The following is an 18,939-nucleotide window of genomic DNA, read 5'->3' on the forward strand; positions in this document are numbered from 1 at the left end:
TTCGGCAGGGATGACGCCGGATCGCGCCACCGGACTCAGTCGGCCGCCGGACTCTCCCACCAGTCGCGGGTCTCGAGGTCTTGCCAGCGGACGTCGATCCGGGCGGAGGCCGCGCGGGCATGCTCGGGACCGAGCAGATCGGCCAGCACCGTGCGCGCGACCTCACGGACGTCGTCGGATCTGTCGGGGAGGATGTCGCCGTACCGGGCGATGAGTCCGACGCGCAGGCGATCGACGGCATCGTCGTCACCGTCGACCGAGACGAAGACCACCAGCCGGCCCAGCGCCCGGCGGATCCCGACCGCCAGGATCTGCTTGAGCACACGGTCGGAGACACAGACCCCGACGGTGTCGGTGTCGAGCGGACGACCCGGCCGTAGCACCGTTCCCAGGTCGGCCGTGATCGCCGCCACCAGGCGACTCGCATCACTGCTCAGGTTGCCCAGTTCGCGACCGGCATCGACGAGCCAGACGTCGGTGCGGTCGTCGTCGATGCGGCCGTTGGCGAGGTCACCGGAAATTCCACGATGGTCCATCACCGGACTCCCTTCTCGTCCGTCTCCCCCACACCCCTGCCGCCCATGCCCTGTTCGTCTGCGCCCTGTTCGTCTGCGCCCCGCACGTCCGGGACCTGTTTGCCCGGGACCGCTTTGTCCCCGGCCTGTTTGCCCGGGACCGTTCCGCTCGGGACCCCGGCCCCGGCGGGTCGTTCGTCACCGGTCGGCCGCCACGGGGCCAGCCGCGCCGCGAGGTATTTCCGGGTTCGTTGCAGATGCCCCCGCACCGATCCGACAGTGATCTGCAGGACCTGCGCGATCTCGGCGAGGGACAGTCCCTCCACCTCGCGCAGCCACCACACCGACCTCGACACCCACGGCAAGGTGGCCAGTTCCGCGCCCAATGCATCGACGAGCGCGTCGTGCAGGGCCTCATCCGACGGTAACGGAGTACCCGCCGCCAGATCGACGAATCGTTCGGATTCGGTGGGGATGTCGCGGCGTCGCCGAAGGTGGTCGACGGCCTTGCGGTAGGCGATCGAGAACATCCACGTCTTGAACGTGCTGCGAAAACCGAAGTCCGGCAACCCTCTCCACGCATCGAGGAGCACCTCCTGGGCGATATCCTCGGCGGACTGCGGATCATCTACCAGCCGGTGGAGATAACGCAGCAACGATGGCGAGAGCCGCCCGATCAGTTCGGTGAAGGCCTCGGTGTCGCCGACCGCGGCCGCCGCGGCCAGTTCGTCGGTGTCCAGTTCGGCCAGCACCAGCACCGGCGCGTGATGTTCGAGGTCCACGTCCCCCCTGCCGACGTCGCAACGACTGTGATGTAGATCACCATTACTTGTGCGTGCACATTCCGGTTCGCGTACGACTAACCCTATACCGGCGCAGTGCACCGCCGGTGCAGTGAATGCAATCCCGCCGGTCGCACGAGCGTGAACCCGCGAAAGGGACCACCCGATGACGATTCACGTCGGGCACCGATGCGTCTCGAGCGACATGCAGGGAGATCGCAACAGATACTGGGACAAGAACATCCGGTAGCAGCAGTATTCAGGGCACGATCCGGAACGAGGACACAGGAGTCTTGATGAGCACCACGACCGACCCCACCACCGCCGAGACCGGCACCGGTAAGAACACCTCCGGCAAGAGCTCGCCGGGCAAGGATCTGGCGTTGAGCCACTCGTCCGACGAGCGCGGGTCGACGTCCATCGCCGACACCGTCGTCGCCAAGATCGCCGGGATCGCCGCCCGCGAAATCGACGGCGTGCACGACCTGGGCGGGGCCACCGAGCGGGTCGTCGGGAAGGTCCGCGACGTGCTGCCCGGCACCACCGTGAACACCACCCAGGGCATCAGCGTCGAGGTCGGCGAGCGTCAGGCGGCCGTGGACGTGTCCATCGTCGCCGAGTACGGCGTGGCGATCCACCGTCTCGCCGCCGCGATCCGCAGCCACGTCATCGACGCGATCGAGTCGATGACCGGACTGGAGGTCACCGAGGTCAACGTGACCGTCCACGACGTCCACTTCGCCGACGACGACACCGACACCCCGGATTCACCCCGGGTCCAGTGATGTCCACCGGCACCGAGAAGTCGGTTGCCGAACAGATCGCCGACGCCGTCCTGGCCGTCGACGGTGTCACCGACCTGTATGGCGGTCTGTTCGGGGAGATCGCCACCTATCTGCCCGGTGGCCGGGTGACCGGCGTCCAGGTGGACGACGAGCGCACCGAGGTCCATGTGATCCTCGATCTGACCTGCGATCTGCGGGCGGTGGCGGCCCAGGTGGCGGCCACCACCCGCCAGATCACCGGCGGGCCGGTCTCGGTCACCGTCGAGGACGTCAGTACCCCGGCGCCGGCCGACACCGCACCGGATCCCGACCCGGCCGCACCCGACCCAGCGGACCCGCCACCGCCGGACGTGAAAGAGGTTGACCCACAATGAGTGACAATGCCAAGACCGGACTCCTCGTCGGGCTCCTGCTGACCTTGGTCATCACCACCGGTGGTTTCACCGGACTGTTGCTGGGCGTGGTGCTCGGCGGGATCGGACTGGTCATCGGCCTGCACCGCGACGGTGCGATCGACCTCGGTGCGCTGCTGCGGAGCCGTAACCGTGGCTGAGATCGTCACCGACTCCGCACCGCCGGGCACCATCCCGCCACCCGGCGGTGTCGGTGATCCGGGTGGCGGTGAGCCGGGTGAGATCGGCGAGCACGGTCACTCCGACCGCGGCGACCTGATCATCCGCGACCGCGTGCTCGAACAGATCGCCCGGCGGGCGGTCCTCGACATCGACGGCGTGGTGGCGAGCACCGGCCGCGCAGGAGCCCTGCTGGGTGGTGTCGCCGCACTCGGCGGCTCCTATCCCAACACCCGGGTGGACGCATCCGGGGCGGTACCGGCGATCGAGGTCACCGTGGCGGTCACCTGGCCGTGCGAGGTGGCCCGGGTGTGTCGTGACGCCGCGGCCAATGTCGAGCAGGAACTGGAGCGGCTCACCGGGATTCGTCCGTCACGGGTAGATGTGGGTGTCGGGCGGATCGTCTCCGACGAGCGCACCGCACGCAAGGGTTTCGCAGTACTGCCGCCCGCCGGCGACGCAGACGCCGAGTCGGCCGAGTCCGCCGACGCGACACACCGTGGCGACGTCATCGATATCACCACCGACACCACAAAACGGAAAAATGCTGCACCGGCGGCATTTCCGGGAGCTGCCATCGCCGGTACGGTGATCGGGGTGCTCCTGCTCGGGCTCGCCGCGGTCGGCATCCACGACCACATCGTGCGGTTCGGCTGGGTCGAGGGCACCCCGTGGACCGAGAGCACCGCCCGCTGGGTGGCGTCGAGTACCTGGCAGAACTGGATGTGGGCGGTCGCGGTGGTGTTGGTGATCGTCGGCCTGTGGCTACTCTGGCTGGCGGTGAAACCGCGACGCAAGACCCACATCCGACTCGCTGACTACGAGGTGATGTGGACCCGCCGTGGCGATCTCGCCCGTCGCGTCAGCACCGTGATGCGATCGGTGCCCGGGGTGGCCCACGCGAGCACCGTCGTGTACCGGCGCCGCGTGAGCACATCGGTGACGACCGACGTCCCGGTCGACCGGGCCGTGCTCCACTCCGCGGCCGACGACGCGGTGTCGGCGGTACGGCGCACGCCGCGGATCAGGATCCGGACCAGATCCGTCCACTCACAACAGACCGAAGGTGCAGACACATGAACCGGGGACCCGTTGCGCTGCATCGTTTCACCGTCGGGTTGATCGGATTGATCTGCCTGGTGGTGGGTCTCGGTGCGATCGCCCACCAGGCCGGCATCACCCCGGTCACCGAGTGGGAGGACCGGTTGGACGCCTCGTGGGCCACCACGGCGATCGTCGCATCCTGGTGGTGGGCGGTCCTTCTCGGCCTGGTCGTCGTCGGCCTCGTCTGGGGAGGTCTGCTGATCGCCACCGTGTGGCGGCCCGGGAAGGCCGACGAGCTGACCATGTCGTCATCGGCGCCCGGGCAGATCACCGTGCCACCCAAGCTGATCGCCGGAGCCGTCGCCGAATCGCTGTCGGCGAACCCGATGTTCGGCGAGGTCGCCGCCAAGGCGGTCGACGACCGGGGCCGCCGGCTGATCCGGATCGAGGTCACCGTGTCACCGGGACACTCCTACGACGAGGTCGCCGCGGCACTGGCACCCGAGGTGCGCAATGTCCGACGGGCCGTCGAGGGCGCCGACATCGGCGTACAGGCCTTGGTCCATCTCGAGCAGCCGACCACCACACAGACGAAACGATGACCCGGCAGATATCGGAGACCACCTGCGAATCCGTGGGGGAAAAGAAAGAAAGGGAACATCATGGGACTCGATGACAAGATCTCGAACAAGGTCGAGGACGCCAAGGGCAAGGCCAAGGAGGCCGGCGGCGAACTGACCGGTGACGAGGATCTGAAGAACGAAGGCAAGGCCGACCAGGTCTCATCGGCGGTCAAAAAGGGCGTCGAGGACGTCAAGGACGCCGCGAACAAGGTCAAGGACAAGCTGACCGGAGACTGACGGCAAGGGAATCCGACCCTGTCACAATCGAGCTCGGCGCGCACGCACAGCGCGCCGAGCTCGACTCGTCCGGGCGCGGAGCGGCGACGGCAACCCCGCCGCCGTCGCGAGGGGGCCGCACCCGCCCGCACCCGACGTCCCCCTCGACGTCCCCCTCGACGTCGCGGAGATCGTCTCCTCCCCAACATATTCGGATCGGAGGAGACTCCGCCCACGGCGGCGCTGCGTGCGCCTGATGTGCATACGGCCGGCGAATGCTCCGACCCGGCGATCACACCTCAGCGACCCCACGTCGCCCAATCAGGCCAAAACGGTCATAGCGGCCTTGTGCGCCAACAGGTTCGACACCGAACGAACTTGTAGTACTTTGGCAAGTACCGATACCACTGGACGACGGATCGGAGGTGAGCCCGGCCCGATACAACCTCCTGGTCCACCCTCCGCGGAACCGCGGTGATCCTCGCCGACAAATCCGCGTCGTACGCTGGACCACGGACCGGCGAGCAGTTCCGGACAGTCATCAAAACTCTGGTCCCCGACAAGAGCTTTGGTCCCCGACAAGAGCTTTGGTCGCCCACGAGAGCGCTGCCCCGACAAGCACCATGCCAAGAAGGCACTGTGCCGACAGGCACTGCCCATCCGACGACGATGCCCCAGGCGCCCCACTCGCCGACTGGCGAGACCGGGAGACCCGGAACGGTCCACGACACCGACTCTGCCGGTCGTCACCGACTCGGCGGAAAGGAGTTCGCAATCGTAATGGCCGACCTCGACATCCGAGCCGCCCGGGAGCGCGCTTCACGCGCGCACCGGCGCGGACTACCCGTACCGGCGTTCACCTACACACGAGAGGAGGACGCGCTGTGGTCACGGGTGTTCAGCACACTCGACGGGATGCACGAGGAGTTCGGCTGTGCGAGCTACCTGTCGGCGGCCCGGCGCGTGCCACTGCCGACGCACCGGGTACCGCAGTTGGCGGACGTCTCACGCACGCTACACGCGCTGACAGGTTTCCAGTTGGCGCCCGCAACAGGTTCCCTGCCGGGACGCCAGTTCTACGGGCCACTGGCCGACGGCACACTGCACGCGACCCCGAATGTGCGTCCGACGGCCGAGGAGTCCTTCTCACCTGACCCCGATGTCATCCATGAACTGGTCGGGCACGCGGTGATGCTCGGCGACCCGGAGTTCGCAGACCTCTACCGCCTGTTCGGTCGCGCGATCAACCACGCCGACTCGGCCGAGGCGCGCACGGCGATCGCACGAGTGTTCTGGTTCACCATGGAGGTGGGCCTGGTCGCCGAGAAGGGACGGCCACGGGCGACCGGTGCGGCGATCCTGTCCTCGGTGGGCGAGATGAACTCGCTCGCCGACGCCGACCTGCGGCCTTTCCGAGTGGGTGACGTGATCGAGTGCGACGTCGACGACGGCCGGTGTCAACCGGTGCTCTTCGTCGCCGACTCGGTCGACCACATGCTCGACGTGGTCCGACGTTTCCTCGTCACGACCAGCGGCGAGAACTGAGGAATCACGGTGCCCCACAGCCCGACCGATGTATGGCGTGATGACCGAACCGTCACCGACCCGGGACTCGTCGAGTTGTCAGCCGCCCAGTCCGAACTGTGGCTGGCCCAGCAGGTTCATCCGACGGTGCCCTTCGCCATCTCGCAGTACTTCGATCTCCGCGGCCCGGTCGACCTGGGCCTGCTCGAGCAGTGCACCCGCCGGGCCGGACACGAACTCGAGTCACCGCACGTGCGATTCACCGTCGTCGATGGTCGACCGCTGCAGTTCGTCGACCACGGCATCGAGACCGCGTTCGACCGAATCGACCTCACCGGACACCCCGACCCCGACCGCGTCGCACACCGGTGGATGCTCGAGGACACCAACCGGATCATCGATCTCACCGGCGGCGATGTCAGCAAGGTGGTGCTGTTCGTCCTCGGACCCGACCGATACCGGTGCTACGGACGCGCTCATCACATCGCGGTCGACGGCTACGGTGCCGGCCGCCTGCTGGCGCGAGGTGCCGAGCTGTATTCGGCTGCGGCCGAAGGGCGCCCTGCGGCACCGTCGGGCGCGCTGTCCGTGGCCCGCATCGTCGCTGCCGAGCGGCGCTATCGGTCCTCACCACGATTCACCGGCGATCGCGAGTACTGGCGAGAACACCTCGCCGACCTGACCCATGTCACCAGCCTCGGGGAGCGCCACACCGCCCCCTCCTCGAATCCGCATGTCGTACAGGCAACTCTCGATGCACCTGCGGTGTCCCGGATCGAGGCCGTGGGCCGACGCAGCGGCGCCGGGATGGCCGAGGTCCTGGTGGCGGCACTGGCAGCGTTCCTGGCACAGATGACCGGCGACGGCGACGTCACGGTGTCACTGCCGGTCGCCGGGAGGATCACGCACGCGCTGCGTCGATCTGCCGGAATGGTGTCGAACGTGGTGCCGGTGCGAGTACGCGGAGTTGCCGACTCGTCGATCGACGACATCGTGCGCCGGACGCGTGCCACCCTGGTCGGGGCTCTGCGCCACCAGTTGTACCGCCACGAGGACCTGCTCCGCGACCAAGGAGTGGGAGTCGCCGGCCGCAACGGGTATGGCCCGCTGATCAACGTTCTCACCTTCCCGGAGCACATCGGTTTCGGTGCTGCCCGTGGTCGGGCCCATCTGCTCTCGGCCGGCCCGGTCGACGACCTGACGATCAACTGCTACCGATTCGGCGACGGCCCCCTGAACATCGACTTCTTTGCCAATCCGGGACGGTACGGCGCCGAGGAACTACGCCAGTACCACCGCCAGTTCCTCGACTGTCTGTCCCGGTTCCTGCAGGCATCCGGCGAGCAGCGTGTGCTGGACGCCGTCACGGCCACCCGAAGCATCGCCGCGGCCCAGCCGCTCCGCAGCGGGCGGTTGCTGCCCGATCTCCTCGCGGCCGGAGTCGGTTCCGGCGGGCGGATCGCGGTGCGAGCGCAGGGACGTTCGCTGACCTACCGCGAACTCGACCAACGGACTGCACAGTGGGCACGCGAACTGATCGCCCACGGAGCCGGTCCCGAGGTGGTCGTCGCGGTGGCCCTGCCCCGGTCGGTCGAATCGGTTATGGCCCTGTGGGCCGTGGCCCGAACGGGCGCGGTGTTCTTCCCGGTGGACCCGAGTGGGCCACCCGCCCGGCTGCAGGGCCTGTTCGCCAATTCACAAGCCGCCATGGGTGTCACGCACCAGCGCTGGCGTTCCGCGCTGGACGGCACCGGGGTGGCCGACTGGCTGGTCCTCGACGACGACGAGTTCACCTCGGCCGCCTTGACCCATCCGGTGACCACGGTGACCGACGCGGACCGGATACGGCCGCTGCGGGCCGCTCATCCGGCCTACCTGATCTACACCTCGGGTTCCACCGGGCAACCCAAGGGCGTGCTGACCACCCATGAGGGCCTGGCGGCGCTCGGCGACGACCTGATCGCCCGGTACCGCATCGATCCGACGTCGGTGGTCCCGCAGACCCATTCCCCCTACTGCGACGCATCGATGCTGGAGTACCTGTCCGCATTCGCCTCCGGGGGGACGCTGGTGATACCCGAGCCCGAGGTCGTGGCAGGCGAGCGCCTCGCGCGGGTGATCACCGACCATGCGATCACCCATCTGATGCTCACCCCGGCCATCCTGGCAACGCTCGACCGGGATCGGCTGACCTCGCTGCAGACCGTGGCGGTCGGCGGGGATGCCTGCCCACCGGCGCTCGCCGACCATTGGGCCGCCCGGGTGGCCATGTTCAATTCCTACGGCCCCACCGAGGCCACCGTCGTGGTGACGCAGACCGATCGGATGGTGCCGGGGTCGGCGGTCAGCATCGGGCGGCCGCTGCCGGGCGTGCAGCTCTGCGTCCTGGACACCCGCCTACGGCCGGTGCCGCGCGGAGCACGCGGGGAGCTCTACCTTGCCGGCGACGCCACTGCGCGCGCCTATCTCCGACAGCCCGCGGTGACCGCACAGTCATTTGTCGCCAATCCTCACGGCCCGGAGGGCACCCGGATGTATCGGACCGGCGACGTGGTGCGCGAGCGACCCGACGGCACCCTCCAGTACCTCGGGCGCAGTGACAACCAGATCTCGCTTCGCGGGCAGCGCATCGAACCCGCCGAGGTCGAGCGCGCACTGGCCGACGATGACGCCGTTGTCCAAGCCGCCGTGCGTATCTGGAGCTCCGAGACACTCGGCGACCGGCTGATCGGCTACATCGTCGCCGCCGACACCGCCACCGACCGGAGCGCCGTGGTCACGAGACTGCGGAAAGTGCTGCCGGCGGCCATGATTCCGGACGCGTTGATGATCGTTCCCGAGATACCGATCAACCCCAGCAGCGGTAAGACCGACCGGTCGAAACTGCCGGATCCGCGGACGGTGGCGCGCCCGGAGTTCCGCGAACCACGAACGACCGTCGAACACAGTGTGGCACTGGCGATCTCCGAGGTGACCGGGCAGTCCGACGTCGGGTTGGACGACAACTTCTTCGAACTGGGCGGCAACTCACTTCTGGCCGTCGACCTGTGCCGGCGGTTGTCGGAGGAGACCGGTGCGGACGTCACGATGTCCATGCTGTTCACCCCGACGGTGCAGACCATGTCGACCGCCATCGACCGCGCGACTGCAGCGAGCCGCGCCGCAGACACCCGGGGCGCAGGGGATCTCGGCGCAGGGGATCTCGGCGCAGGGTCCCACGGTGCAGGGGCCACCGACGACCATGGGAGCGAGGTCGATCTGGCCCTGGCGACTATTCTGCCGCTGCGCGCGACCGGCGTCGGGACGCCCCTCGTCTGCCTTCACTCCGCTGTTCCCCTGGCGTGGTGCTACACCGGGTTGTTGCCGTACATCGGGAACCGGCCGATCTATGGAGTGCAGACACCGGCGATCGCAACCGGATCGGAGTTCGGTCATACCGTGGACGAGTTGGTCGAGATGTATCGGCGTGAACTGACCCGTGTGCTGCCGCGGGGACCCGTCCATCTGCTGGGTTGGTCTCTCGGCGGGCAACTCGCCCATGCTCTCGCAGAAGGACTCCGCGCCGACGGCCACCCGGTGGATCTGGTCGTGATGCTCGACAGTGTTGCCTTCGCCGAGGGTGTTTCGCCGCCGCCCGAGCCCCCGACGATGCGTGATCTGGTGACACATCTGGAGGGCAACGAGTCGGAGACCCCGGACACGCGACCTCTCACCGTCGACGGCGCCGTGGCGACGCTGGCACAGAGCAGTGGGCCCGGGCGGGGACTGACCAGGACACAACTCGAACGGCTGCACCGAGCGTACGTCGCGTGCGTGATGATGTCGGCGTCCTACCGGCCCTCACCCGTCGACGCCGATCTTCTCTACTTCTCCGCACGGCGCGGTATCACCGCCGGCCTCACCGGCGAGATGTGGCAACCGCACTTCTCCGGCCACATCATCGAGCACGACGTCGACGTGAGTCATGCCCAGATGACCAATCCCGAAGCCCTCGCGGTCATCGGCCCGATCCTCGATGGGGAATTGCGGAGGCGGCACTGATGTCGAACGCGGCGGGGCCCGTCGGATCACCCTCCGGGCGGCTGGGGGTGGTGTCCCCCAGCACTGCCGCGGCGTTCACGGTGGCGGGCGCCTCGGCGGCGCTGCTGATGGTGGTGCGGCGCACTCTGCCAGGGTGGCCTCGTTGGCTCCGGTCCCGCGCGGCAAGGATGGTGCTCGGCGTCGTCGCGCTTCTCGCCCTCGCCGTCGGCGCCAACGAATGTGCCGGCAAGCCAGTGGTATTCCTTCGATGGTCGTTCCTTCGCTTCGTGTTCGCACTGAACCACATGGGGGCCACTTGGCAGGTCGGCGACGGCCGCGAGAAAGCACTCGCCGACTACGTCTGCGCGCACGCGCGCCCAGGCGACGTCGACGACGCCATCCGGGTGATCGATGACTTCTGCTACCACAAGAAGTACTTGATCAACATCGGCGACGAGAAGGGACAGCTCCTCGACGACGCCGTGGCCGCCGCACGGCCACAACGTCTCCTGGAGGTCGGCACCTACTGTGGCTACAGCGCACTCCGCATCGCCCGGGCGATGCCTGCCGATGCCCGGCTGTATTCGATCGAGTTCAATGCCGCGAATGCGCATATTGCGCACCGCATCTGGGACCACGCGGGCGTCGGTGAGCGAATCGTCGTGGTCGTCGGCACACTCGGCGACGATGACAAGACCATCAAAGCCCTGCGTGAGGAACACCGGTTCTCCCCCGGTTGCCTCGACTTTCTCTTTCTCGATCATGAGAAGAGCGAGTATCTTCCCGACCTCCACCGAATCCTCCAGCATCGTTGGCTGCATCCCGGATCCGTGGTCGTCGCCGACAACGTCGGCTACCCGGGCGCACCGGAGTACCGGAACTTCATGCAGCAACACGAGGGTCGCGACTGGCTAACCCGCACGCACAGATCACACGCCGAATATCAGAAGCTCATTCCCGATACGGTCCTCGAATCGACCTACCTCGGTCAGACGACACAACCACCACATGTTGATTGATCTCGAACACACTTGATGATTGAGCCAGGACCACCATTGCTGCTTGAGCCGGGACCCCGTTTGTTGATTGAGCCGGGACCGAGCGTAGCGAGGACCCGTGTCGAAATCTCCGCAGCAAACGCTGGGTAGCAACCACCCCCGAGGTGGTCACGTCCCCGAGCCCGTCCGTCTGAGGTTTCGACACGCCTCGTCGCTTCGCTCCTCGTCGGCTCAACCAGACACTGCCCGTTGGTGATTGAGCCGGTACCGAGCATCGCGAGGACCCGAGTCGAAATCTCCGCAGCGCACGCTGGGTGGTGACCACTGCCGAGGTGGTCACGTCGACGACGTCGGCCGTCTGAGGTTTCGACACGCCTCGTCGCTACGCTCCTCACCGGCTCAACCACCCACTGGCCGTTCGCGATTGAGTAGCACTAGAGCCGAAAACCAACCACCCCAAACCGATTGCACACACCATCGAACACCTGTATCATAAAAGGATCTTCACGCGACAGGGGGGTGAGCGTCGATGACCAACGACACCGGCACAACCGATCCCCAATCCCGCGTGTCACAAGCAGTCGCCCTGATCACGCAAGGGTTGGACCTACTCGCTACCGCCGACCTCACCACCAGCGATGCCGACACCCTGATCACCATCGCGAAAACCACCGAAAAATCGTTGAACCGGTTGACCTTCCAAAGCGACCGAGTGATCACCGAAATCAACCACCGAGACATCCACCGCGACCGCGGCTACCGCACCATCTTCGCATTCATGGACACCGAACTCCACGCCTCCAACTGCAAAGCCCGACTCGAACGGATGGACCGCGTCCAACCCGAACGATCGTTGACCGGCGAACCCACCCAGGCCGAATACCCCGAACTCGCGAAAGTCTTCGCCTCCGGCGATGCCGGCACCACCCACATCGACATCGCCCTGTCCTGGTTGAAGAAAATCCCCCTCGCCGCCGGGTTTGACGAAAAGATCGCCGCCGAACGCACCCTCGCCCGACACGCCACCGAATTCGGGGCATCCGCACTCGGCACCTGCGGCTCCCGCATCATCGCCCACATCGACCCCGACGGCGAACTCATCGAGAAAAAAGACCGGGACCGTCGACGCGGAATCACCCTCGGCAAACAAGGCGCCGACGGCATGTCCAAACTGACCGGCTACGTCGACCCCATCCTGCGCGCCCGACTCGAAACACTCTTCGCCGCCTGGGGCAAACACGGCGTCAACAACCCCGACACACCACACGGCCTGAACGGGGACAGCCGCACCGCCGAGGTCGTCGACCCCGACGGTTTGGACGCGGCGGCGGTCAAAGACATGCGTACCCAACCCCAACGCAACCACGATGCGGTCAACGCCCTGCTGACCGCCGTGCTCGCCGACGGGATGCTCGGGAAAACCAACATGGGTGTCCCGATCCAACTGATCGTCAAAACCGATGTCAACGACCTGATCCGCGAAGCCGGGTACGCCATCACCGCGACCGGAACCCTCATCCCCATGTCGGACCTGGTCGACCTCGCCGCCGATGCCCAAATGTATCTGTCGGTGTTCAAAGACCACACCGCGATCCCCCTGTACTTCGGGCAAGCCAAACGGATAGCCACCAAACATCAACGATTGATGTTGTTCTCCGCCCCCGACGGCCATCACTGTTCGGCACCCGGATGCGACCGGGTAGCAGCACACGTCGAAATCCATCACGCGGTCAACGACTTCGCCGACGGCGGCCGCACCGACATCATCGAGTTGGCACCGGCGTGTCCCACCCACCACCGGATGGTCGGTGACCAACCCGGCCAGTACACCACCGGGAAGATCAGGTCGGGCCCGGATGAGGGCCGCACCTGGTGGCAACGCAACGCCAAACCCGGCCAACCCCAGAACGAGAAACAAGTCAACCGGCTCCCGGATGTCGGACAACAGTATGTGGAACACCTGGCACAAGTGCGTGCCGAAATCCACGGCACCGACACCAACACCAGCAGCACTGAGGCCGGTCAGCCCGCCACGGTGACCCTCGACAGCACCACCGACGACGGGTTCGTCATGATCGATGCTGATGCCCTGGTGATCAAGGTGTTCGACCCACCCATCCACATCGAACCGCCCATCGACATCACCCCGAATCCCGACCCGACAGACACTGGGCTGAGACTCCCCATCCGGGAAGTCATCACCCCCGTCGGGCCGATCGAGACCCGCCTTGTCGAGATCCTGGAAGGGATGGGGCTCTGAGCTGTCGGAGCGCTGTCTGGGTTTGTGGTGGTCGCGTTGGCGAGTTCGGCCGTCTGAGGTTTCGACACGTCTCGTCGCTGCGCTCCTCGTCGGCTCAACCATCAACTGGGCGTGGGTGATTGAGTAGGAGCGCTGTTGCTGTCGATTGAGCCGGGCACCATTGCTGATTGAGCCGGGACCGAGCACCGCGAGGACCCGAGTCGAAATCTCCGCAGCATGCGCTGGGAGGTGACCACCTCCGAGGTGGTCGCGTTGGCGACTTCGGCTGTCTGAGGTTTCGACACGTCTCGTCGCTACGCTCCTCATCGGCTCAACCACCAACCGCTGCTTGCTGATTCAGATCTTGCGTTCGCTGTGGCTAGGTTCCGAGTTCGGCCGTCCGAGGTTTCGACTCTCCTCGTCGCTGCGCTCCTCGTCGGCTCAACCATCAACTGGGCGTGGGTGATTGAGTAGGAGCGCTGTTGCTGTCGATTGAGCCGGGCACCATTGCTGATTGAGCCGGGACCGAGCACCGCGAGGACCCGAGTCGAAATCTCCGCAGCATGCGCCGGATGCTGACCACCTCGACCTCCGAGGTAGTCGCGTTGGCGACTTCGGCTGTCTGAGGTTTCGACACGTCTCGTCGCTACGCTCCTCATCGGCTCAACCACCAACCGCTGCTTGCTGATTCAGATCTTGCGTTCACTGTGGCTAGGTTCCGAGTTCGGCTGTCTGAGGTTTCGACACGTCTCGTCGCTGCGCTCCTCGTCGGCTCAACCACCGTGCAGCACTGGGTGATCGAGCAAGAAGACTCAACGATGATTGAGCCGGGCACCATTGCTGATTGAGCCGGGACCGAGCACCGCGAGGACCCGAGTCGAAATCTCCGCAGCATGCGCTGGGAGGTGACCACCTCCGAGGTGGTCGCGTTGGCGAGCTCGGCCGTCTGAGGTTTCGACACGTCTCGTCGCTACGCTCCTCATCGGCTCAACCACCCACCGCAGCTTGCTGATTCAGATCTTGCGTTCGCTGTGGCTAGGTTCCGAGTTCGGCCGTCCGAGGTTTCGACACGTCTCGTCGCTGCGCTCCTCGTCGGCTCAACCACCGTGCAGCGCTGGGTGATCGAGCAAGAAGACTCAACGATGATTGAGCCAGGACCGAGTAGCGCGAGGACCCGAGTCGAAATCTCCGCAGCATGCACCGGGAGGTGACCACTCCCCGAGCCCGGCCGGCGGAGTTTCGACACGCAGTCGTTACGCTCCGCGTCGGCTCAGCTCGACCAGCAACTACCCCGCCGGCGCGGAGATCAGAACGATCGCAAGCATCAGCACGGCGACAACGCAGGCCAGGGTGAAGAGTGCGGCAGTGGTGGCCCCGAACGTGGAGGGCGTGTCGTCGACGGTCGGCGAGCTTCCCGGTGCGGTATCTGACTGCATGGGAAGAACTTCACCATAGATAACAGGATGTTTTCAATCATACATCCGAATGAACGTGCAACAGCCCAGGTCAGAGGATCTGACACACTATCCGGTCCGGAACGGTCGGCGCGCGTTCAGCCGACGTTGCGCAGGACGTAGAACCAGTAGGCCCCGTCGTGGGCGAAGCACTCGCTCTTGACCGACGGCCACACTGCGTGGCTTCGACCGCATAGCCCATCCTCTGCGTACGGTCCGAGCGGTATCCACTCCCGGCCGGCTGCCGCCGGAAATGGCGGGCTCGGCCAGTCGCCCGCCCGGACCGGAGGTTGCGCCGGTTCCGGCGCGGCTGCGGCCGGAGACTCGGTATAGGTCACCGTGACCGTTCTGGTCGAGGTCAGCCGCTCGGTGTGCGTCGTCGTCGTAGTACTCGGCGCTGCCGCCGAGGAGACCGTTGCCTCGACGGTGGCCACCACAGCCCAGACCAGAAAGACTGCGGCGAGGAATGCGCTGATACCGGCCGGCCAGAGCCACATCCTGGTGTCGCGTGAAGGCGGTGTCATCAGCGGCGTCGGCGATCCCTGCGGCACGCCACCGGGCAGTAGGAACTGACCGGTCGGCGAGTGATACGGATGCTGTTGTGGTCCCCCCGGGTACGTCATGGCCTGACGATAGGCCGCGACATGCCGTCTGACGGCTGCTGCGGGGAGCCTGTGGATAGCTGAAACGAACCGGACCGGTTCTCGACTACTCGAGAACCGGTCCGGCTGTGGCGGAGGATAGGAGATTCGAACTCCTGAGGGCTGTTAACCCAACCCGCGTTCCAGGCGAGCGCCATAGGCCACTAGGCGAATCCTCCAACGACGGTCGATCATATCCGAGCCGACCTCACAAACCCAAACCGCCTCAGTTGACCGGGAAGTTCAGGTCGAGCGGCGACGCCTGACCCAGGCTCAGCGCAGCGAGGACCTCCGGGGTGATCCCGGCGCGGAAGCGCACCGGCGCGCCGTGGACGTCGGACCCGTTGCCGATACCGGCGAGGTCGACGTCGGCGATGTCGACGCGACGCAGTGCATCGGTGCCGTTCATGTTGGTGGTCGAGGTCTTCATGCTCAGCACACCCTTGCCGCCCTGGACACGGATGATCGGGTCGACGAGCGCGATCTCCGACAGATGGAACCGGCTCCACGCGACGACGGTTCCCTCGAACCGCAGCTCACCGGTGCCGTTGCGCACAGTCGACGAGGCCAGGGTGAAGGTCATCGCACCGTTGTCGGTGATACCTGCGCCCTTCGAGCCGGAGATACCGCCCTGCGCGTCCTCGGTGATGGTGCGATGGAACGACGGCGAGTATCCCCACACCAGGTTGCGCGGGGCCGGTGCCGGCGTGTTGGGGCCGGGGGCGGTGGAGTAGTTGACCGGGACCGACAGTTCCTGTGCCGCGTTGTCGGCGCCGGCGGCACCGTAGGTGTAGACGCCGTAGCGGGCACCGGCCGGGATGTCCTTCGGGGTGGAGGCGGTCACGGTGGCCGTGAACGAGCCGTCGGTGTTCAGCGGCACCCACTGCTGCCGGATCGTGCGACGCATGTCGAACGGCACGTCGGGCACCTGGGCGAGTGCCGAGCGCGACAACGCCCAGGCCACACCCGAACGGTTGGTGGCACGCGCCGACTCCGGGGCACCCGCCGACGGCTTCCAGTCCGGTGCGAACGCACCGAATGCGATGAAGGTGCCGTGCGGCACACCCGGCGGGACCGGCAGCGGCAGACCACTGCGATTGGCGTTCGGGTCGAACCCGGTGCCCTTGACGACGAGCTTGTCACCGGGATGGACGACGGTCTGACCGACCGGAGTGGTGCCGTCGGCGAGGAAAACCGAGACCGCGGGCCGCCACGTCGGCGCCGCCGATACCTCCCCGGTCCCGACGAGTCCGCCGGCCACCAGACCCACCAGGGCCACCACGACTCCGACAATCAACCCAAAGCGTGCGCGCATGAGGCGACCCTAACCTACGGGTCACGGGCCGGACCAGGATTTTCAGTCCTCGATCCGGTTGCCCTCGGCATCCCAGTGCGCGGCGACCTTCTTGCTGGGCTGCACCCGGGGCGGCTCCCCCGGCATCTTCGGATAGCTCGGCGGATACGGCATGTCCCCCAACCCGTCCGCGTCGTCACGCTGCACCATCTCCAGCAGCGGTTCCAGTCCGGCGCGGTGCTCGTCGATGCCTGCCATCGGGTCGCCGCGGCGGGCGACGAGGTCGGCGACGGTGGCCATGGTGCAGTCGTCGGGATCGACGTCGACGAGTTCGGCCCACGTCACCGGCGTCGACACCCGGCCACGGGCATTTCGCCGTACCGAATACGGCGAGGCCATCGTCCGGTCGCGGGCATTCTGGTTGAAGTCGATGAAGATCCGTTCGCCGCGTTCCTCTTTCCACCATGAGGTGGTGACCGAATCGGGGTCACGACGTTCCATCTCGCGGGCCAGTGCGATCACGGCGCGGCGGCCGGCGATGAAGTCCCACCGCGGTTCGATCGGGATGTACACGTGGATGCCCCGACCACCCGAGGTCTTGGGGAATCCGGTGTAGCCCAGGTCGTCGAGGATCGGATGCAACACCTCCAGCGCCACGCGGCGGACGTCGTCGAAGTCGGTTCCGGGTTGCGGATCGAGGTCCACCCGAAGCTGATCCGGGTGATCGTGGCCGGAATCGGTTCGGGTGGGCCAGGAATGGAAGGTGACGGTCCCGAGATTGGCAGCCCACACGATGTCGGCGGGCACGGTGGGCCGGAGGGCATCGCCGGTTCGCCCGGACGGGAACACGATTCGGGTCGACTGCACGTGTTCGGGACGCTTCTTGGCGATGTGCTTCTGATAGATCTCGTCGCCCTCGATGCCGTCGGGGAAGCGCTGCAAGAAGGTGGGACGATCCCGCAGGGCGGCCATGATCGGCCCGTCCGCCCCGTCGCGGGGCAGTGCCATGGTGCGGTAGTAGCCGACCAGATCGCGTTTGCGCCCGCCGTCGTCGCCGAGTTCGGGGAAATAGATCTTGTCCGGGTTGCTCATCCGGACGTCGATGCCGTCCACCTCGAGCTGTTCGGCGGGTGAGCGGGACGCCATCAGTCGGTTCCTTCCAGCACATCGTGCAGGTCGTAGGTCAACGGCACCTCGAGCTGGTCGTATCCACAGCTCTCCGGCTCACGGTCGGGCCGCCAGCGCAGGAACTTCACCGTGTGCCGGAAGCGGCCCTTCTCCATCTGGTCGTAGGCCACCTCGGCGACCAGCTCGGGCCGGATCGGAATCCACTCCCCCGACTTCTCCGACCGCCACCTCGTGGGTTCGCCGGACGCGGGCTTGTCCGGGTCGAGCCGCATCGGCTCGAACTTCGCCTGCAGCTCCTGACGTTTGGCGTCGGTGAAGGCACCCGCCCCGCCCACCATCCGCAGCTCACCCTCATGGAACAAGCCGAGCAACATCGACCCGAGGCCGGTCCCCGACTTGTGCACCCGGTAGCCGATGACGACGCAGTCGGCGGTGCGCTTGTGCTTGATCTTGACCATCTCGCGCTTGTTCTCGACATACGGTCCGTCGAGACGTTTGCCGACCACCCCGTCCAGGCCGGCGCCCTCGAATGCCGAGAACCAGTCCTGCGCGATCACCGGGTCGGTGGTGACGCGGCTGACGTGGAAATGCCGATCCCGTGACCCCGGCCCGATGGCCTCCACCAGGGTCTCCCGGCGCACCCGGAACGGCTCGGCCATCACCGCCTCCGATCCGAGCGCCAGCGCGTCGAAACCGATGAACACCGCCGGGGTCTGCTCGGCCAGCAGGGCCACCCGGGATGCGGCCGGATGAATGCGTTGGGCGAGACGATCCCAGTCCAGGCGGTGGGTGCCGTCGATCAGATCCGGCACCCCGATCTCGCCGTCGAGCACCACCTTGTACGGCAGTTCTTCCTTGGCGGCGGCGACGATCTCCGGGAAGTACCGGGCCAGATCCTTGCCGCCGCGCGACCCGATGACCACCTCGTCGCCGTCTCGAAAGATCAACGCGCGGAAACCATCCCACTTGGGCTCGTAGGACCATTCCAGGGCATCGGCAGGCTGGGCGGGGACGGTCGTGACCGCCTTGGCGAGCATGGGCGCGACAGGTGGTGTGACGGGGAGCTCCACCCGACCATCGTCACCCACTTGTAGCCTCAGGGCA

Annotated in this window: 17 protein-coding genes and 1 tRNA gene; 11 read left to right on the forward strand and 7 right to left on the reverse strand. The window is 66.6% G+C overall.

What is annotated here, in order from left to right:
* Nucleotides 1–35: 35 nt before the first annotated feature.
* Together Q9K23_RS10640 and Q9K23_RS10645 are read right to left on the reverse strand one after the other, a co-directional pair.
* Nucleotides 36–536, reverse strand: a complete 501-nt coding sequence (locus tag Q9K23_RS10640) for a hypothetical protein (RefSeq protein ID WP_053777041.1) — start codon at nucleotides 534–536, stop codon at nucleotides 36–38.
* Nucleotides 536–1,297, reverse strand: a complete 762-nt coding sequence (locus tag Q9K23_RS10645; RefSeq protein ID WP_020790564.1) for a sigma-70 family RNA polymerase sigma factor — start codon at nucleotides 1,295–1,297, stop codon at nucleotides 536–538. The genes Q9K23_RS10640 and Q9K23_RS10645 overlap by 1 nt, the downstream gene beginning before the upstream one ends.
* A gap of 296 nt (nucleotides 1,298–1,593) precedes the next feature.
* Here Q9K23_RS10645 and Q9K23_RS10650 point away from each other — a divergent pair, with 296 nt between their 5' ends.
* The 10 genes from Q9K23_RS10650 (at nucleotide 1,594) to Q9K23_RS10695 (ending at nucleotide 13,339) form a co-directional block, all read left to right on the forward strand.
* On the forward strand, nucleotides 1,594–2,082 hold the full coding sequence (locus tag Q9K23_RS10650; RefSeq protein ID WP_020790565.1) for an Asp23/Gls24 family envelope stress response protein: 489 nt from the start codon (nucleotides 1,594–1,596) through the stop codon (nucleotides 2,080–2,082).
* A complete protein-coding gene (locus Q9K23_RS10655; RefSeq protein ID WP_174519090.1) occupies nucleotides 2,082–2,456 on the forward strand; it encodes a hypothetical protein in 375 nt (124 codons plus the stop codon). Before Q9K23_RS10650 ends, Q9K23_RS10655 begins: the two co-directional genes overlap by 1 nt.
* Nucleotides 2,453–2,635: a hypothetical protein gene (locus Q9K23_RS10660; RefSeq protein ID WP_053777040.1), complete on the forward strand. Its 183-nt coding sequence runs from the start codon at nucleotides 2,453–2,455 to the stop codon at nucleotides 2,633–2,635. The genes Q9K23_RS10655 and Q9K23_RS10660 overlap by 4 nt, the downstream gene beginning before the upstream one ends.
* Entirely contained in the window at nucleotides 2,628–3,734 is a 1,107-nt protein-coding gene (locus Q9K23_RS10665) for a DUF6286 domain-containing Asp23/Gls24 family envelope stress response protein (protein ID WP_020793007.1), read from the forward strand. Before Q9K23_RS10660 ends, Q9K23_RS10665 begins: the two co-directional genes overlap by 8 nt.
* Nucleotides 3,731–4,300 (forward strand): hypothetical protein, encoded by a 570-nt coding sequence (locus tag Q9K23_RS10670; protein WP_020793010.1) that lies wholly within the window; start codon nucleotides 3,731–3,733, stop codon nucleotides 4,298–4,300. Before Q9K23_RS10665 ends, Q9K23_RS10670 begins: the two co-directional genes overlap by 4 nt.
* A gap of 60 nt (nucleotides 4,301–4,360) precedes the next feature.
* Nucleotides 4,361–4,558, forward strand: coding sequence for a CsbD family protein (locus Q9K23_RS10675; RefSeq protein WP_020793008.1), 198 nt, complete (start codon nucleotides 4,361–4,363; stop codon nucleotides 4,556–4,558).
* A 759-nt stretch (nucleotides 4,559–5,317) separates the two neighbouring features.
* Nucleotides 5,318–6,082 (forward strand): amino acid hydroxylase, encoded by a 765-nt coding sequence (locus Q9K23_RS10680; protein ID WP_053777039.1) that lies wholly within the window; start codon nucleotides 5,318–5,320, stop codon nucleotides 6,080–6,082.
* A 9-nt stretch (nucleotides 6,083–6,091) separates the two neighbouring features.
* On the forward strand, nucleotides 6,092–10,102 hold the full coding sequence (locus Q9K23_RS10685; RefSeq protein ID WP_053777038.1) for a non-ribosomal peptide synthetase: 4,011 nt from the start codon (nucleotides 6,092–6,094) through the stop codon (nucleotides 10,100–10,102).
* On the forward strand, nucleotides 10,102–11,100 hold the full coding sequence (locus Q9K23_RS10690; RefSeq protein ID WP_315972004.1) for an O-methyltransferase: 999 nt from the start codon (nucleotides 10,102–10,104) through the stop codon (nucleotides 11,098–11,100). The genes Q9K23_RS10685 and Q9K23_RS10690 overlap by 1 nt, the downstream gene beginning before the upstream one ends.
* Before the next feature lie 508 nt (nucleotides 11,101–11,608).
* A complete protein-coding gene (locus Q9K23_RS10695) occupies nucleotides 11,609–13,339 on the forward strand; it encodes an HNH endonuclease signature motif containing protein (protein WP_053777037.1) in 1,731 nt (576 codons plus the stop codon).
* Nucleotides 13,340–14,604: 1,265 nt separating this feature from the next.
* Here Q9K23_RS10695 and Q9K23_RS10700 read toward each other — a convergent pair.
* Complete coding sequence (locus tag Q9K23_RS10700; protein ID WP_157079443.1) at nucleotides 14,605–14,754, reverse strand: hypothetical protein; 150 nt, start codon at nucleotides 14,752–14,754, stop codon at nucleotides 14,605–14,607.
* A 357-nt stretch (nucleotides 14,755–15,111) separates the two neighbouring features.
* On the opposite strand from Q9K23_RS10700, the gene Q9K23_RS10705 reads away from it, so the two are divergent.
* Entirely contained in the window at nucleotides 15,112–15,345 is a 234-nt protein-coding gene (locus tag Q9K23_RS10705) for a hypothetical protein (RefSeq protein WP_152972708.1), read from the forward strand.
* 158 nt (nucleotides 15,346–15,503) lie between these two features.
* Here Q9K23_RS10705 and Q9K23_RS10710 read toward each other — a convergent pair.
* From Q9K23_RS10710 to Q9K23_RS10725, 4 genes are all read right to left on the reverse strand, one after another.
* Nucleotides 15,504–15,592, reverse strand: a tRNA-Ser gene (locus tag Q9K23_RS10710).
* A gap of 47 nt (nucleotides 15,593–15,639) precedes the next feature.
* The gene (locus Q9K23_RS10715; protein ID WP_053777035.1) at nucleotides 15,640–16,728 is read right to left on the reverse strand and encodes an HtaA domain-containing protein; all 1,089 of its coding nucleotides are present in this window, start codon (nucleotides 16,726–16,728) and stop codon (nucleotides 15,640–15,642) included.
* 42 nt (nucleotides 16,729–16,770) lie between these two features.
* Nucleotides 16,771–17,853 (reverse strand): DNA primase small subunit domain-containing protein, encoded by a 1,083-nt coding sequence (locus tag Q9K23_RS10720; RefSeq protein WP_020791125.1) that lies wholly within the window; start codon nucleotides 17,851–17,853, stop codon nucleotides 16,771–16,773.
* Nucleotides 17,853–18,905: an ATP-dependent DNA ligase gene (locus Q9K23_RS10725; protein WP_053777060.1), complete on the reverse strand. Its 1,053-nt coding sequence runs from the start codon at nucleotides 18,903–18,905 to the stop codon at nucleotides 17,853–17,855. Before Q9K23_RS10725 ends, Q9K23_RS10720 begins: the two co-directional genes overlap by 1 nt.
* Between the last annotated feature and the right edge of the window lie 34 nt (nucleotides 18,906–18,939).

The sequence above is a fragment of the Gordonia sp. NB41Y genome, from assembly GCF_030718915.1.
Classification (GTDB): domain Bacteria; phylum Actinomycetota; class Actinomycetes; order Mycobacteriales; family Mycobacteriaceae; genus Gordonia; species Gordonia desulfuricans.

Excerpts from the sequence above, each read along its gene's own strand:
- Q9K23_RS10655 (WP_174519090.1), top strand. The coding sequence starts at position 2,082 with ATGTCCACCGGCACCGAGAAGTCGGTTGCCGAACAGATCGCCGACGCC.
- Q9K23_RS10680 (WP_053777039.1), top strand. The coding sequence starts at position 5,318 with ATGGCCGACCTCGACATCCGAGCCGCCCGGGAGCGCGCTTCACGCGCG.
- Q9K23_RS10720 (WP_020791125.1), bottom strand. The coding sequence starts at position 17,853 with ATGGCGTCCCGCTCACCCGCCGAACAGCTCGAGGTGGACGGCATCGAC.
- Q9K23_RS10675 (WP_020793008.1), top strand. The coding sequence starts at position 4,361 with ATGGGACTCGATGACAAGATCTCGAACAAGGTCGAGGACGCCAAGGGC.
- Q9K23_RS10695 (WP_053777037.1), top strand. The coding sequence starts at position 11,609 with ATGACCAACGACACCGGCACAACCGATCCCCAATCCCGCGTGTCACAA.
- Q9K23_RS10690 (WP_315972004.1), top strand. The coding sequence starts at position 10,102 with ATGTCGAACGCGGCGGGGCCCGTCGGATCACCCTCCGGGCGGCTGGGG.
- Q9K23_RS10715 (WP_053777035.1), bottom strand. The coding sequence starts at position 16,728 with ATGCGCGCACGCTTTGGGTTGATTGTCGGAGTCGTGGTGGCCCTGGTG.
- Q9K23_RS10650 (WP_020790565.1), top strand. The coding sequence starts at position 1,594 with ATGAGCACCACGACCGACCCCACCACCGCCGAGACCGGCACCGGTAAG.
- Q9K23_RS10700 (WP_157079443.1), bottom strand. The coding sequence starts at position 14,754 with ATGCAGTCAGATACCGCACCGGGAAGCTCGCCGACCGTCGACGACACG.
- Q9K23_RS10640 (WP_053777041.1), bottom strand. The coding sequence starts at position 536 with ATGGACCATCGTGGAATTTCCGGTGACCTCGCCAACGGCCGCATCGAC.
- Q9K23_RS10670 (WP_020793010.1), top strand. The coding sequence starts at position 3,731 with ATGAACCGGGGACCCGTTGCGCTGCATCGTTTCACCGTCGGGTTGATC.
- Q9K23_RS10660 (WP_053777040.1), top strand. The coding sequence starts at position 2,453 with ATGAGTGACAATGCCAAGACCGGACTCCTCGTCGGGCTCCTGCTGACC.